Source organism: Halomonas sp. KM-1 (genome assembly GCF_000246875.1).
Classification (GTDB): domain Bacteria; phylum Pseudomonadota; class Gammaproteobacteria; order Pseudomonadales; family Halomonadaceae; genus Halomonas; species Halomonas aerodenitrificans.
Genome location: NZ_BAEU01000127.1, coordinates 1 through 14,618 on the forward strand (window position 1 = coordinate 1; position 14,618 = coordinate 14,618).

Here is a 14,618-nt window from a genome sequence, read left to right on the forward strand (position 1 = left end):
AACTCCTGCTGCCCCACCACACACGTTGCGAGATCACCTGAGGGCCGCCCGCGTTATCCACAGAAATTGTGGATAACGCTGTGCAAGACAGTGTGACAAGCAGCTACATTCCGATAGCGGCGCGCTTCGCTCAGGCTGGTCATAAATTCATCACCCCCCAGTAATGGAAAGGCCCGAGCTCTGAATGAGGGCTCGGGCCTTGGTGCCTCAGCCGGACCGACCGGCATCGCCGATCGGCTCGTGTACGTTGCTGGGCCGCTGGCGCGTCAGTCGAAGGTCATTTCCGGCACGTGGTCAGGCACGATCAGCTTGCCAGCGGTCTTCTCGACGATCTCTTCCACGCTCACTCCCGGGGCGCGCTCCTTGAGGACGAAGGCGCCGTTCTCGATCTCCAGGTAAGCGAGGTCGGTGAGCACGCGGTTGATGCAACCGGCGCCTGTCAGCGGCAGCGTGCACTTCTCGAGCAGCTTGGATTCGCCGTGCTTGGAGGCATGGGTCATGGTGCAGATGATGTTCTCGGCACCTGCCACCAGATCCATGGCGCCGCCCATGCCCTTGATCAGCTTGCCGGGCACCATCCACGAGGCGATGTTGCCCTCCTGATCCACCTCGAAGGCGCCGAGCACGGTCAGGTCGACATGGCCGCCACGGATCATGGCAAAAGATTCTGCGGAGTTGAAGATGGCCGCACCAGGGCGGGCCGTCACGGTCTGCTTACCGGCATTGATCATGTCCGGATCGACCTCGTCCTCGGTGGGGAAGCGCCCCATGCCGAGCAGGCCGTTTTCCGATTGCAGCATCACGTCGATGCCGTCCGGTACGTAATTGGCCACCAGCGTGGGAATACCGATACCCAGGTTGACGTAGAAACCGTCTTTGAGCTCTTGTGCCACGCGCTGTGCCATCTGTTCGCGAGTCAGTGCCATCTTGTTTGCCTCTTGTGTTCGGTGGAGAAGCGATACGTTCGATGCCGGTTACTGTCGGCTGCTGCGGTGGCGGGCTCAGCCCTCGCGCACCGTGCGCTTCTCGATACGCTTCTCGAAAGTGCCCTGGATGATGCGGTCGACGTAGATACCCGGCGTATGGATCTGGTCGGGGCGCAGCTCACCCGGCTCGACGATCTCCTCGACCTCCACCACGGTGATCTTGCCGCAGGTAGCGGCCAGCGGGTTGAAGTTCTGCGCCGTATCGCGATACACCACGTTGCCGTAGCGGTCGGCCTTCCAGCCTTTGACGATGGCGAAATCGGCGTGGAACGCCTCCTCGAGGATGTAATGGCGACCGTTGAACTCGCGCACCTCCTTGCCCTCACCGATCGGCGTGCCGTAGCCGGTTGCCGTGTAGAAGGCAGGAATCCCGGCGCCGCCGGCGCGCATCTTCTCGGCCAGGGTGCCCTGGGGGGTCAGGATCACTTCGATCTCTTCGTTGAGCATCTGCTGCTCGAACAGGGCATTCTCGCCGACGTAGGAGGCGTAGAAGCGCTTGATCTGCTTGTCTTCCAGCAGCAGGCCCAGGCCGAAGCCGTCGACGCCGCAGTTGTTGGAGATGACGGTGAGATCCTTGACGCCGCGACGCTTGACCTCGGCAATCAGGTTTTCCGGGATCCCGCACAGGCCGAAGCCGCCGGCAACCACGGTCATGCCGCTTTCGATGCCGTCCATCGCTTCTTCGTAGGAATACACGCGCTTGTCGAAACCTGACATCGCAAAGCCTCGTCTTGTTGTGAAGTGGTGAAATGAAAGTACCTGACCAGTGTTGACCCCGCCAATATATTTGTTAAGTTTGTTTTTTTTATCGATTGATATGTATAGCTTATAAAATAGGCAGCACGACATGACCATCAAACAGCTGCGCGCCTTCCTGGCCGTGGCCCAGACGCTCAGTTTCACTCAGGCCTGCGAGCGACTCCACCTGTCACAGCCGGCATTGAGCCTGGCCATCAAGGGGCTCGAGGAGACCCTGGGCGGTCCGCTGCTGATTCGCAGCACGCGCAGCGTAAGGCTGACCCCCGAAGGCGAGACCCTGCTGCCTCTGGCCAAGCGCCTGCTGGCCGACTGGGACAACGCCGAGGAGCTGCTGCGCCAGCGTTTCACGCTGCAACTCGGGCGGGTGGCACTGGCCGCCATGCCTTCCATCGCCTGCAATCGGCTACCGCGGGCATTGCGCCGCTTCCGGCTGCGCTTCCCCCGGGTCAACGTGACCGTGCATGACGTGATCAACGAGCAGGTGATCGACATGGTGCGCCAACGCCAGGTCGAGCTCGGCATCGCCTTCGAGCCCGAGACTCGCGAAGGCATCGACTTCCTGCCGCTGTTCGACGACACCTTCGTCGCCGTGCTGCCGCCCGATTCGCCCCTGGCAGAAGCCGAGTCGGTCGACTGGAAGGCACTGCTGGCCCATGACTTCATCACCCTGCAACGCCCTTCCATGGTGCGCATCCTGCTGGAGCAGGCGCTGGCCAGACAGCAGTCCGAACTGCCGGTGGCGTTCGAGAGCCATCAACTGGCCACGGTGGGTCGCATGGTGGCAAGCGGACTCGGCGTCAGCGCCGTGCCCTCGCTGTGCCGCGAACAGATGCATGAGCTCGGCGCACGCTGCGTGCCGCTGTTCGAGCCGCAGATCCGGCGCACCGTGGGTATCGTACTGGGCGCCGGACAGGAGCTCTCCACCGCCGCACGGGCGCTGCATGAAGTGCTGCAGACGACGCTGTGCGAGTCGCCCCCCACATAATGTATGGCTGGGCAGCATCGGCACGATCCATTAGCATGTGCGCCTAACCGTCACACAAGGGAAGCGCTGAACAAATCGCCGAGCGATTCGCTCGCGCAGTCATTTGTGCAATGCTTCCCAAGGTCAAGGAGTCAGGTATGGCGCCCCTCAAAGGGCCAATCAGCGTACTGCTGCTGGTGATCACCACCCTGTTCTGGTCGATTCCCCTGATTCTGTTGACCCTGCTCAAGCTGATCACCCCGACTCGTCCGCTGCGCCTGATCGTACTACGCGGTTTGAATGGCGTGGCGCTGAACTGGATCGGCTGCAACCTGTGGTGGATGCGCCACTGGCTGAAGCCGCAGCTCGATGCGACCCTTCCCGAAGGGCTGTCGCCCGAGCAGCGCTGGCTGGTGATCTCCAATCACCGCAGCTGGACCGATATCTTCATGCTGTTGATGGTGCTGCACCGGCGCATTCCCATGCCGCGCTTCTTCCTCAAGCAGCAGCTCATCTGGATTCCCATCGTCGGCCTTGCCTGGTGGGCACTCGAATACCCTTTCATGCGCCGCTACAGCCGCGAGCAGATCGCGCGTCGCCCGCAGCTCGCCGACATCGACCGCAAGGCCACCGAACTGATGTGCAAGCGAGCTCGCGAGATGCCACTGGCGATCTTCAACTTCGTTGAAGGTACCCGATTTACCCCGGCCAAGCGTGACGCGCAAAATAGCCCATTCCGCCACCTGCTTCGCCCCAAGGCCGGCGGTATCGCCCAGGTGCTGAGCCACCTGGGCGAACAGCTCGACGGTATCCTCGACGTCACGCTGCACTACGAGAATCCCCAGCCGACCTTCTGGGGCTTCCTGTGCGGCCGCGAAGGCCGGATTACGCTCGATGCCCGACGTCTCGACGTCCCCGAATGGATGCTCGACAGCCGTTACCATGACGACCCGCACTACAAGGAACGCTTCCATACATGGCTGAACGCCCTGTGGCAGGAAAAAGACCAGGCGCTCGATTCGCGCTGACACTGCTCTGCACTCTGTCATTGCTCCTGGCCGGCTGCGCCTCGCCCAGCGGCAGCGTTCAGCGCAGCAGCGATCCCCAACGCAGCGACACTCCAGGCATCTCTGGCGGTTGGGTCGTGGTTCAGCGCGGCGATACCTTGGGCAGCATTGCGGCACGCGCCGACGTGCCCTTGGCCCGTCTGCAACGCTTCAATCCCGACGTCAATCCCAACCGCCTGGCGGTGGGTCAGCGCCTGCTGATTCCCACCCAGCAGGAGCGCGCCCCCTCGGGTGGCCCCTATCGTTACCAGATTCGTCCCGGCGACACCTATTCGGCCGTGGCCCGACGCTTCGGCACCACGCCGGCACGTATCCAGTCCGCCAACCCCGGGGTGGAGCCGACGCGGCTGCGGGTAGGCCAGGTCATCCAGGTACCGCTGCGCGGCGGCGCCGCGGCTACAGCGAGCTCGTCGGGTGCGGCGGCCAGCCGTCCGAGCAGTGCCAGCGCCCCGGCGCCGACTTCCACACCGCCGCCACCCGCTACCGGCAACATTCCCTCTTCGGCGCGCAACTGGCCCTGGCCGCTGGATGACTATCGCATCGTGCGCGCCTACGGCGCCGACAATCACGGCACCCTGCAGCCGATGCTGTTGGCCACGAACCGCGGCGCGCAGGCCAAGGCAGTGGCGGACGGCGACGTACGCTTCGCCGGCAGCATGCGCCAGCTCGGCCGCGTGGTGATCGTGCACCACGCCGACAACCTGCAGAGCGTCTATGCCCTGTGCGACAACGTGCTGGTAGCAGACGGCGCTCGCGTCACGCGGGGCACACCGCTGTGCGATGTCGGTTTCAGCAATGCCACGGAGCGTTTCGACCTGCTGTTCGACATGCGCCTCGGCGGCAAGCCCATCGACCCCCGTCGGGTACTGCGCTAGGAGAGCCAGGAGAGATGACGACGGCGGAATGGCAACGGCTCACGGCATCACCCGCCCTGTACCGTTGCCAGGGTGTGCTCGGCGAATCCGAAGCCGACCGGGCGCTCGCGACACTGGACAGCGAGCTGGCCTGGCAGCGTCCTGCCTTGAAGCTGTACGGTCGCGAACATCCGATACCGCGCAGCCAGGTATGGATGGGCGATAGCGAAGCCCGCTATCGCTATTCCGGGCGAGATTTCCAGCCCGAACCCTGGCACCCCAGGGTAGCGGCGCTACGCGACAGGGTCGCCACTCTGCTGGAGGAACTGGGATTGAGGGTACGCTTCAACAGCGTACTGTTGAACCGCTATGAGGATGGTCATGAGCGCATGGGCTGGCACAGCGACGACGAGCCGGAGCTGGGGCGCCAGCCCGTCATCGCCGCCCTCTCGCTGGGCGCCGAGAGGCCGCTGCGCTTTCGCTGGAAGCGGGGTGAAGGCGAGCCATTCAACGTCTGGCTGCCCCACGACAGCCTGCTGGTCATGGGGCCCGGCTGTCAGAGTCACCTGCAGCATGCGCTGTTGCCCCGGCGCATTCCCGGGCTGCGCATCAGCCTGACCTTCCGCCAGATCCTGGCACCGGCCGGAGACGCTTCAACAGACGATCAGCGCGCCTGACGGTAAAGCCCCCATAGCGTGGCAATCAACAGGGCGTAGATCAGGCTTCCAGCAGGGTATGCCAGAAAGCAGTAGGTCAAACCGAAATCGATGAACGCCACCGGCACCAGCGTGCCCGCCACGGCCAGGGCGCGGCGCTCCCCCGAGCCGGCCCCCACTCCACGGGCGAACAGCCACAGGGGAGTGAAGTAGAGACCCAGCAGAGCAAGGAGCCCGAGCACGCCGCGCTTGACCCAGGCATCCAGCACCTCGTTGTGGGCGTGCCAGTGGCGCGCCAGCGAAGGATGCTGCATCCCTTCGGCGCCCCGTTCCCACATGGCGATCTGGTAGCCGCTGGAACCCCAGCCCATCAGCGGCCGCTCCAGGATCAATTGCGACGAACCCCGCCACATTTCGAGTCTGGCGCTGACCGAGTTCATGTCGTCATCGCCCGCCACATAGTGACGCAGACTGGTGACGGCATTGTCGACCCGCGAGGCGACACCGGTCTGCGGCATCACGTAGAGACTGCCCAGCAGGGTCACCAGCGCCGCCATCAACGTCATGCGCCAGCTCAGCGGGAGGCGCCGGCCATGCCCACGATAGAGCACCCAGATGGCCAACGGCAGACCGATCCAACCGCCACGGGAACCGGACAGGGCCGAGGTGATCAACCCCGCCAGGCCGCCGGCAATCAGCAACAGCGACCAGGGCCAGCGCTCGCGGCGGGCAAATGACCAGCTCAGCCCCGCCAGACACAGCAACCCCATCAACAAGCCCAGGTTGCCGAACAGAATGGCATGCAACGGCTCATGCCCGTCGGCCCGGGAGGTGCGCTCGATGATCCGCTGCCACGCCGCCCAGCTCCCGGCTGCCAAACTGCCCAGCGCCAGACCGCCCCACAGCCAGGTGGCTGCCACCCGTACCCGGGACAAGGCCACCAGCACGATCAGGCCAAGCGCGAAAGGCCAGGCATCGGCCAGCCCCTCGGCGCCCTCGCCGTGTACCAGCAGCATGCCGATCCAGACCAGACCCTGAGCGCTCAAGGCCAGGACCAGCAACAGATCCTCCCGTTGCGGGAAGGCCTCGATCTGTTTCTCGGCGGCGAGCCAGGCCGCTGCCAGCAACAGCAGCGGCACCCCGACCAGGGTCACCCAAGGCAGCACCAGCAGCCCTGCCCCCAACAGCAGCATGGCCGCGGCCCCGAGCCAGGCCAGACATTGCATTTTCGCCTGTCGCGGCAAGCCACCGGACAGCGGTCGATAGGAATCGTTTTCGATCATGGCAAAAGCTCGTCCGTGGATGCACTGCCGTCAGCGGCGCCGGGGTCAGGCCCTCCTGGCCTCCCCGGCGCCGACCACCACGCCACCTCTCGGAACACGTCATCTCTCAGAATAGAGAATGGCGCACCCCATGGCGTCGTTTATTCCACGGTAACGGATTTCGCCAGGTTACGGGGCTGGTCCACGTCGGTGCCACGCGCCACCGCCACATGGTAGGCGAGCAGCTGCAGCGGCACGGTATAGGCAATCGGCGCCAGGAAACGACAGCAACCGGGCACCTTCACCACCGTCATGCCATCGCCCTGCTCCAAGCCGCTTTCCGGGTCGGCAAACACCAGCAGCTGGCCACCGCGGGCACGCACCTCCTGCAAGTTGGACTTGAGCTTCTCGAGCAGTTCGTCCTTGGGCGCCAGCGCCACCACCGGCATGCTGGCATCGATCAACGCCAGCGGACCGTGCTTCAGTTCACCCGCCGCATAGGCCTCGGCGTGAATGTAGGAGATCTCCTTGAGCTTCAGCGCCCCCTCCATGGCGATGGGCATCTGTGCGCCCCGCCCCAGGAACAGGGTATGGCGGTAATCGGAGAAGCGCTTGGCCAGGCTGGCGATCTCGCCTTCGAGCTTGAGCGTATCGCCGAGCAGTGTGGGCAAATAACGCAGATGATGAACGATTCTGGCGGTCAGTTCCTCATCGCCCCCACGCAGCTGACGCAAGCCCAGCGCTACCAGCATCAGCGAGGTCAGCTGGGTGGTGAAGGCCTTGGTCGACGCCACTCCGATCTCGGGCCCGGCATGGGTCATCAGGCTGAGATCGGACTCGCGCACCAGCGAACTGCCCGGCACGTTGCAGATCGATAGTGCCCCGATGTAGCGGTCCGGGCGACACTTGCAAGCATGGCGCAGCGCGGCCAGGGTGTCGGCGGTCTCCCCCGACTGGGAGAGCGTCAACAGCAGGGTCCCGGGCGGTGCCGCCACGTCGCGGTAGCGATACTCGGAGGCAATCTCCACCTGACAGGGAACGCCGGCAAGGGATTCGATCCAGTAGCGCGCTACCATGGCGGCATGATAGCTGGTGCCGCAGGCCACCAGGTGGATCTGACGGGCTTCGCTCAGTAGCGTACGCGCCCGCGGACCGAAGGCTTCGACCAGCACCCGGTCGCTGCCCAGCCGGCCTTCCAGCGCGTTGGCCACGGCAACCGGCTGCTCGTGAATCTCCTTGAGCATGTAGTGCTCGAACTCGCCCTTACCTGCCACCATGTCATCGTGTTCGTAGCGCAGTACTTCCCGCACCACCGGCCGGCGCCGGCCCGCCGCATCGAGCTCGTGCACGACACAGCCTTCGCGGGTGGCCTCCACCAGATCGCCGTCCTCCAGGTAGATGAAGCGGTCGGTCACCTTGAGCAGCGCCAGGGGGTCGGAGCCCAGGTAGCACCCTTGCTCGGCAATGCCGACCACCAAAGGGCTGCCATGCCGCGCACCGACGACACGATCGGGCCTGTCGGCATCGATCACTCCCAGGGCGTAGGCACCTTCGAGACGCGCCACCACGGCGTCGACCGCGGCCAGCAGCTCGCCTCGGGCCTTCAGCTCGCGCTCGACCAGGTGCGCCACCACCTCGGTATCGGTGGCGGAAGTGAAGACGTAACCATCGGCCAACAGCTCGGCCTTGAGCGCCTGATGGTTCTCGATGATGCCGTTGTGCACCACGGCGACACGCCCCGACACGTGGGGGTGCGCATTGTCTTGGCTCGGCTCGCCATGGGTCGCCCAGCGGGTGTGGGCCACGCCGGCCATGCCGGTCAAAGGTGCGGCCGTGAGCAACCGCTCCAGCGCCGCTACCTTGCCCACCTCACGGGCTCGTCCCAACTTGCCGGGCGCTTCCACCAGGGCGACGCCCGCCGAATCGTAACCTCGATACTCGAGGCGCTTGAGTCCTTCCATCAGAATGGGCAGGACGTTGTCCGTACCCACGGCAGCTACGATGCCACACATGTTCTTTTCTCCATGAAGGCGCCCCGCCCAGCAATCGCGGGCACTGACCAGGGCTAATTGACTTAGGGAAGCGCTGAACAAATCGACGAGCGAGATGAAGCACAAGGCGCACGGAGCACAAGAACCGGAGCATATGGGGTATATGTGAGGATTCTGACGGTCCGACGCTTCGGCACCGCGCAACGCAGTGATTCGCTCGCGCAGGCATTTGTGCAGTGTTTCCTTAGCGCTGCGATGCAGCGGCTGCGATGAAGGCCAGCCGCCGGACATCCCGGTCCGACGGCCCCAGACAAACCTGTTACTTATGGCGCTCGAGCACCGGTCGCAGCGGGGTTACCGCCGCGCTCGACACCGGCTCCAGCACTTCGCGGCGGCGCTTCTCCAGCCATACCAGATCGACGATGCCGCCCTCCGGGCGGTAGGCCGTGGGCGCTTCGAGCAGCAAGCGCCGAATGCCGTCGTGGTGGAAGTTGCGGCATGCCTCGAACAAGCGGTCGAGGAAGTTCTCGAGACGCGGCCACTCCCAGAACACTTCCTGAGCGGTCATGATGCGCGGATGCGAGGTGGCAGCGACGTCGTCGCCCACCAGCAGCTCCTCGTAGAGCTTCTCCCCCGGCCGCAGTCCGCTGTAGGCGATGGCGATGTCGCCGTCGGGATTGCGTTCGTCGCGCACCTTGAGCCCCGACAGGCGGACCATCTGCCGCGCCAGATCGGCGATGCGCACCGGCTCGCCCATGTCGAGCACGAACACATCGCCGCCACGGGCCATGGCCCCGGCCTGGATCACCAGCTGAGCCGCCTCGGGAATGGTCATGAAGAAGCGCGTGATGTCCGGGTGCGTCACGGTGATCGGCCCGCCGGCCTGGATCTGCTGGCGAAACAGCGGCACTACCGAGCCGCTGGAGCCCAGCACGTTGCCGAAACGCACCATGCAGAAGCGAGTGGCCTCCTGCTGTCGGGCGAAGGCCTGACAGACCAGCTCGGCCAGGCGCTTGGTGGTGCCCATCACGTTGGTCGGTCGCACCGCCTTGTCGGTGGAGACCAGTACGAAGGTCTCGACCCCGGCATCAATCGCCGAGCGCGCCGCCGAGAGCGTGCCGAAGACATTGTTCTGCACCCCCTCGACCACGTTGTGCTCCACCATCGGCACGTGCTTGTAGGCCGCGGCATGATAGACCGTCTGCACTTCATAGGCCTTCATCACGGTGGTCAGACGCTGACGGTGCTGCACCGAGCCCATCAGCGCCTCGACGCGCACCTCGAGCCCCTCCTCGGCGGCAATGCCCAGCAGATCCTGCTCGATGCGGTAGAGCGCGAACTCGGAGATATCGAGCAGCAGCAGGCGTCCGGGAGCGTGCCGCAGGATCTGACGACACAGCTCGGAGCCGATGGAGCCGCCCGCGCCGGTCACCAGCACGACCTTGCCGCGAATGTTGGCATCCATCAGGGTGGGATTGGGCGGCACCGGATCACGTCCCAACAGATCCTCCACCGCCACGTCGCGCACCTCGCTGATGCGGGCGCGTCCGGTGACCATGTCGACCACGCCGGGAATCGTCTGCACCGGGAAGCCCTGAGGCTCGAGCTCGGCCAGGATTTCACGACGCCGCGCCCGACTGGCGCTGGGCACGGCCAGCAGCACGCGCTCGGCGCCGTAGGTATCGGCCAGATAGCCGAGCTGGCGCGGCGGATAGACCTTGAGCCCTTCGATGTAGGTGTTCTGCAGGCTCAGCGCATCGTCGACGAAGGCGATCGGCAGGTACTCCTGACCGTGGTTGAGCGACGCCGCCAACTGACGCCCCGCCGAGCCGGCACCGTAGATCACCACCCGCGGCTTGTGGCGAATCTGACTTCGCAGGTACATGGCACGCAGACCGAAACGCACCCCACCGATGGTCAACAGCGCCAGCATGGCGTAGATGAACGGCACGCTGCGCGGAATCCCCAGGGCGAACAGGTAGCTCGCCAGCGCCAGCGACAGCGCCGAGACCACCACCCCGATCACCACCGCGCGAATCGCCTTGGGCCCGAGATAGCGGATCACCGCACGATAGAAGCCCAGCCTGACGTAGATCGCCAGGCTCAGCGGAATCAGCACCAACAGCGCCACCCAGGTGCTCGCTTCGAAGAGAGGCGTCCAGCTCTCCAGGCGCAGCAGCATGGCCAGCAGAAAGCTCGCCGCGATCAGTATGCAGTCCACCATCAACTGGATGGTGCGCTTCTGACGACGCGGCAGGCGGAACAGGGATTGCAGCAGGTTTCGCATGACGTCTCTCCATGACCGCGGGCATGGTACGCCCGCGTGATTCCGATGCCTCAGGCGGTTGCCTTGGCCATCACGTCTTCCAGCACCGCACAGGTTCGCGAGATCTCCGCCTCCCTCAGGGTCGGGTGACAGAGGAACATCAGGCTGGTCTCGCCAAGTTCACGCGCGACGGCCAGCGGTCGCTCGGGGCGCCAGCCGGTACCATCGAATGCCTTTTCCCTGTACACCTCCGAGCAGGAGCCGGAAAAGCACGGCACTCCGGCGGCATTGATCTCCGCCATGATGCGATCGCGGTCCCAGCCCGGCGCCAGCCGCTGCGGCTCGACGAAGACGTAGCACTTGTAGGCCGCATGTTCGCAATGGGCGGGAATCTCGGGCACACGCAGCGCCTTGCAGTTGGCCGCGGCCTGCCAGATACGGCCGGCGTGGGCCTGTCGCGCCGCCTTCCAGCGGGACATGCGGTCGAGCTGGATGCGACCGATGGCGGCCTGCATCTCGGTGAGCCGCCAGTTGGTGCCGAAACTTTCGTGCAGCCAGCGAAAACCGGGCGGGTGCTCACGCTCGTAGACTGCCTCCCAGCTCTTGCCGTGATCCTTGAAGGCCCACATGCGCTGCCACAGCTCGGCATCGCTGGTAGTGACCATGCCGCCCTCGCCGCCGGTGGACATGATCTTGTCCTGACAGAACGACCAACAGCCCACATGACCGATGCTGCCTACGCTGCGCCCGCGGTAGCGCGCGCCGTGGGCTTGAGCGCAGTCCTCGATCACGTACAGGTCGTGCTCCTCCGCCAGCGCCATCAGCTCATCCATTTCACAGGGCCAGCCGGCCAGGTGAACGGCAACGATGGCCCGGGTACGCGGCGTGATCTTCTCGGCTACGCTGGCGGCGGTCACGTTCTGCGAATCGCGATCGACGTCGGCGAATACCGGCCTGGCCCCGGCCATGACGATGCTCGAAACCGATGCCAGGAAGGTTCGCGAGGTGACGATTACCTCGTCGTCAGGGCTCTCGCCGATGCCGAGCCCGTACAGGGCGAGGTCGAGCGCCACGGTACCGTTGGCCACGGCGATGGCGTATTCGCTGTCGGCGAAACGCCGGAATTCGCGCTCGAAGTCGCGACATTCGCTGCCGGTCCAGTAGTTGACCCGATTGGAAAGCAGCACGCGGGCCACCGCATCGGCCTCTTCCTGGGAGAAGGCCGGCCAGGGGGAAAAAGGTCCATTGAGCATTACGGTCTTCCTTGGGATGAAGGCAGGTTCAGGCGAAGTACGTTCGAGGTGTCGGAGAGAGGATCGGCACCAGCCTCAGCCGAGGATGGCGAAAGCGGACGCGCCGGCACCCCACCGACCACCTGGCGGTCACCGACGTCGGCGACCACTGCCGCTCCGGCGCCCACCATCACGCCTTCACCGATGTTCATGCCCTGGCGTACCGCGGCGCCGGCGCCGATCCAACTGGTACGCCCGATCTCGACGTCGCCGGCCACGTTGGCGCCCGGTGCGACATGCACACAGGCCGCCAGCCGGCAGTCGTGCCCCACGCTGGCGCAGGTGTTGACGATGCAACCTTCACCAAGCGAGGCAAAGGCGTTGATGACGGCCCCTGCCACCACCACGCAGCCGGGCCCCAGCTTGGCCAGAGGGCTGACCGTGGCGCGTGGATGCACCAGCGAGACCACCCGGGCGCCATGGGCCAGCAATGCCTCGAGCTTGGCCTCGCGAATGCCGTTGTGGCCGATGGCCACGATCACCCCATCGAAACCGGGCAGATCGTGCAGCAGCATGGGCAGGGTGCCACGCACTTCCCAGTGCTCGTGCCGGGTCATGCGTGGCCAGGCATCGTCATAGAAGGTCAGATCCTGCCAACCGCTCTGGATGGCAATGTCGGCCACGACCTTGCCATGACCGCTGGCACCGAGAATGGCCAGGCGACGGCGATTACTCATGATGACTCCCTCCACGAAATCTGGGCATGGCGACATCGCCGTCGTGGGCGATGCCCTCGCGTACCAGCACCTTCTTTACGGTCAGCAGCAGGATGCGCAGGTCGAGCCACAGCGAGCGGTTGTCGACGTACCACACGTCGAGTTCGAACTTCTGTTCCCAGCTGAGCGCATTGCGGCCATTGATCTGAGCCCAGCCGGTCACCCCCGGACGCACCTCATGGCGGCGGGCCTGGCGAGGCGTATAGAGCGGCAGATACTCCATCAGCAGCGGACGCGGTCCAACCAGGCTCATGTCGCCCTTGAGCACATTCCACAGCTCCGGCAGCTCGTCGAGGCTGGTGGCCCGCAGCACGCTGCCCAGCCGGGTCATGCGCTGGGCGTTGGGCAGCGGCTGACCGCTGTCGTCCACCGCATCGAGCATGGTGCGGAACTTGACCATCTCGAAAGGACGTCCGTGGAGCCCCGGCCGGGTCTGCCGGAACAGCACCGGCGCACCGAGCTTGAGACGCACCAGCAGTGCCACGACCAGCATGACCGGGGAGAGCAGGATCAGAGCCAGCAGAGAAACCACGATATCGAACAGTCGCTTCATCGTTTTTCATCCATGACGTCGTTCATGATGTCGGCCAGACGCTCGGCCAGGATCCGGTAGTCGTAGACGGCTTCCATGTGCGCCCGCCCTGCCCGCCCCATGCGGGCCCGCTCCTCGGCCGGCAGCGCCGCCAGGCGCTTGATCGCCTCGGCCAGCACCAGCGGATCCTCCGGCGGCACCGTGATGCCCGCGCCGGCGTCGGCCACCGGGTCGTTGACCGCCGCCGAGGCGATGATCACCGGGCGGGACGCAGCCATGTAGTCGAACAGCTTGTTCATGCTGATACCGAAGCGATACAGCCTGGGCAGGTCGCGCACGGTAATGACGAAGGCGTCGGCCTCGCTGGCCAGGGCCGGAATCTCGCGCTTGGCCACCGGCGGCTCGAAGCTCACCCAGCGCCCGTCGAGCCCGAGCGAGCCGGCCTGACGTATCAGCGCCTGCTTGGCCGGTCCTTCGCCGATCAGGCGCAGTCGAACCGGCACGGCGTCACCGCTGGCATCCCGCTTGACGATCGCCATTGCCTCCAGCAAGTGCGAGAGTCCGTTGGCCTCGCCATGGCTGCCGAAATACATCAGCGTCAGCGGCACCTCGCGTGGCCGCGCAACCGGCGGACCGGGATCGGGAAAGTCGGCCAGGTCGACCCCGTTGGAGAGCCACTCCACGCGCTCCTTCGGCACGCCCAGCGGAGCGATGTAGTCCACCGCCCGGGGCAACAGGGTCAGCACGCGGCGGGCACGGCGATAGAGAAAGGTTTCCAGCGCGCGCAGCGCCCGGGTCAGCAGCGCCCCTTCGCGCAGGCGACCCATGTCGATCAGCGTCTGCGGCCACAGGTCGCGCACCTCGAACACGAACGGCACCCGGTGGCGACGAGCCAGCCACCAGCCCGCCAGGGCGGCGAAAGGATGCACGCTAGAGCCGATGATCAGGTCGGGGCGCTCCAGCTCTGCCAGGCGCGAAGGCCGTACCGCCTGCCAGGCGTACTCCAGCATGTTCTTCATGCGTCCACCGCCATTGCCGCGGTAGCTGGAAGTGCGCAGCCACAGGAAGCGCACTTCACCGCAGTTTTCCACCCGCCAACGCTCATCCTCGTGGAGACGCTGCTCGCCGCTGGGGTGGTCGACGCTCGAGGCGATCAGCGTGGCGTGCCAGCCCTGGTCGGGTAAATGACGGGCCAGTTGATAGTGACGAGCGCCGCCGGCCGCACCGGGATGCTTGGCATAGTGATTCAGGATCCAGACGTGTTTCATGCCAT

At 65.3% G+C, this 14,618-nt stretch carries 13 protein-coding genes; 4 read left to right on the forward strand and 9 right to left on the reverse strand.

Annotated features, from left to right (window positions below):
• Positions 1 to 266: 266 nt before the first annotated feature.
• Together B8115_RS15065 and B8115_RS15070 are read right to left on the reverse strand one after the other, a co-directional pair.
• Positions 267 to 926 (reverse strand): CoA transferase subunit B, encoded by a 660-nt coding sequence (locus tag B8115_RS15065; protein ID WP_010628649.1) that lies wholly within the window; start codon positions 924 to 926, stop codon positions 267 to 269.
• 75 nt (positions 927 to 1,001) lie between these two features.
• The gene (locus tag B8115_RS15070; protein WP_010628650.1) at positions 1,002 to 1,703 is read right to left on the reverse strand and encodes a CoA transferase subunit A; all 702 of its coding nucleotides are present in this window, start codon (positions 1,701 to 1,703) and stop codon (positions 1,002 to 1,004) included.
• Between the two features lie 130 nt (positions 1,704 to 1,833).
• Between B8115_RS15070 and B8115_RS15075 the strand changes: the two genes are divergently transcribed.
• From B8115_RS15075 to B8115_RS15090, 4 genes are all read left to right on the forward strand, one after another.
• Positions 1,834 to 2,730: a LysR family transcriptional regulator gene (locus B8115_RS15075; protein ID WP_010628651.1), complete on the forward strand. Its 897-nt coding sequence runs from the start codon at positions 1,834 to 1,836 to the stop codon at positions 2,728 to 2,730.
• Between the two features lie 137 nt (positions 2,731 to 2,867).
• On the forward strand, positions 2,868 to 3,737 hold the full coding sequence (locus tag B8115_RS15080; protein WP_010628652.1) for an acyltransferase: 870 nt from the start codon (positions 2,868 to 2,870) through the stop codon (positions 3,735 to 3,737).
• Entirely contained in the window at positions 3,686 to 4,651 is a 966-nt protein-coding gene (locus tag B8115_RS15085; RefSeq protein WP_083861859.1) for a LysM peptidoglycan-binding domain-containing protein, read from the forward strand. Before B8115_RS15080 ends, B8115_RS15085 begins: the two co-directional genes overlap by 52 nt.
• 14 nt (positions 4,652 to 4,665) lie before the next feature.
• Positions 4,666 to 5,307 carry an alpha-ketoglutarate-dependent dioxygenase AlkB gene (locus tag B8115_RS15090; protein WP_010628654.1) on the forward strand — a complete coding sequence of 214 codons (642 nt, stop codon included), beginning with the start codon at positions 4,666 to 4,668 and terminating at the stop codon, positions 5,305 to 5,307.
• Here B8115_RS15090 and B8115_RS15095 read toward each other — a convergent pair.
• From B8115_RS15095 to B8115_RS15125, 7 genes are all read right to left on the reverse strand, one after another.
• A complete protein-coding gene (locus tag B8115_RS15095; RefSeq protein ID WP_010628655.1) occupies positions 5,295 to 6,569 on the reverse strand; it encodes an O-antigen ligase in 1,275 nt (424 codons plus the stop codon). The genes B8115_RS15090 and B8115_RS15095 overlap by 13 nt on opposite strands.
• A 140-nt stretch (positions 6,570 to 6,709) precedes the next feature.
• Positions 6,710 to 8,560, reverse strand: coding sequence for a glutamine--fructose-6-phosphate transaminase (isomerizing) (glmS, locus tag B8115_RS15100; RefSeq protein ID WP_010628656.1), 1,851 nt, complete (start codon positions 8,558 to 8,560; stop codon positions 6,710 to 6,712).
• Positions 8,561 to 8,858: 298 nt separating this feature from the next.
• Positions 8,859 to 10,826, reverse strand: a complete 1,968-nt coding sequence (locus B8115_RS15105; RefSeq protein ID WP_010628657.1) for a nucleoside-diphosphate sugar epimerase/dehydratase — start codon at positions 10,824 to 10,826, stop codon at positions 8,859 to 8,861.
• 50 nt (positions 10,827 to 10,876) lie between these two features.
• Complete coding sequence (locus tag B8115_RS15110) at positions 10,877 to 12,058, reverse strand: DegT/DnrJ/EryC1/StrS aminotransferase family protein (RefSeq protein WP_010628658.1); 1,182 nt, start codon at positions 12,056 to 12,058, stop codon at positions 10,877 to 10,879.
• Entirely contained in the window at positions 12,058 to 12,774 is a 717-nt protein-coding gene (locus tag B8115_RS15115) for an acetyltransferase (protein WP_010628659.1), read from the reverse strand. The genes B8115_RS15110 and B8115_RS15115 overlap by 1 nt, the downstream gene beginning before the upstream one ends.
• A complete protein-coding gene (locus tag B8115_RS15120) occupies positions 12,767 to 13,366 on the reverse strand; it encodes a sugar transferase (RefSeq protein WP_010628660.1) in 600 nt (199 codons plus the stop codon). The genes B8115_RS15115 and B8115_RS15120 overlap by 8 nt, the downstream gene beginning before the upstream one ends.
• Entirely contained in the window at positions 13,363 to 14,613 is a 1,251-nt protein-coding gene (locus tag B8115_RS15125) for a glycosyltransferase family 4 protein (RefSeq protein WP_010628661.1), read from the reverse strand. Before B8115_RS15125 ends, B8115_RS15120 begins: the two co-directional genes overlap by 4 nt.
• Positions 14,614 to 14,618: the final 5 nt, after the last annotated feature.

Coding starts and splice junctions, on each gene's coding strand:
- B8115_RS15125 (WP_010628661.1), bottom strand. CDS start 14,613: ATGAAACACGTCTGGATCCTGAATCACTATGCCAAGCATCCCGGTGCG.
- B8115_RS15105 (WP_010628657.1), bottom strand. CDS start 10,826: ATGCGAAACCTGCTGCAATCCCTGTTCCGCCTGCCGCGTCGTCAGAAG.
- B8115_RS15070 (WP_010628650.1), bottom strand. CDS start 1,703: ATGTCAGGTTTCGACAAGCGCGTGTATTCCTACGAAGAAGCGATGGAC.
- glmS (WP_010628656.1), bottom strand. CDS start 8,560: ATGTGTGGCATCGTAGCTGCCGTGGGTACGGACAACGTCCTGCCCATT.
- B8115_RS15120 (WP_010628660.1), bottom strand. CDS start 13,366: ATGAAGCGACTGTTCGATATCGTGGTTTCTCTGCTGGCTCTGATCCTG.
- B8115_RS15080 (WP_010628652.1), top strand. CDS start 2,868: ATGGCGCCCCTCAAAGGGCCAATCAGCGTACTGCTGCTGGTGATCACC.
- B8115_RS15065 (WP_010628649.1), bottom strand. CDS start 926: ATGGCACTGACTCGCGAACAGATGGCACAGCGCGTGGCACAAGAGCTC.
- B8115_RS15095 (WP_010628655.1), bottom strand. CDS start 6,569: ATGATCGAAAACGATTCCTATCGACCGCTGTCCGGTGGCTTGCCGCGA.
- B8115_RS15115 (WP_010628659.1), bottom strand. CDS start 12,774: ATGAGTAATCGCCGTCGCCTGGCCATTCTCGGTGCCAGCGGTCATGGC.
- B8115_RS15090 (WP_010628654.1), top strand. CDS start 4,666: ATGACGACGGCGGAATGGCAACGGCTCACGGCATCACCCGCCCTGTAC.
- B8115_RS15110 (WP_010628658.1), bottom strand. CDS start 12,058: ATGCTCAATGGACCTTTTTCCCCCTGGCCGGCCTTCTCCCAGGAAGAG.
- B8115_RS15085 (WP_083861859.1), top strand. CDS start 3,686: ATGGCTGAACGCCCTGTGGCAGGAAAAAGACCAGGCGCTCGATTCGCG.
- B8115_RS15075 (WP_010628651.1), top strand. CDS start 1,834: ATGACCATCAAACAGCTGCGCGCCTTCCTGGCCGTGGCCCAGACGCTC.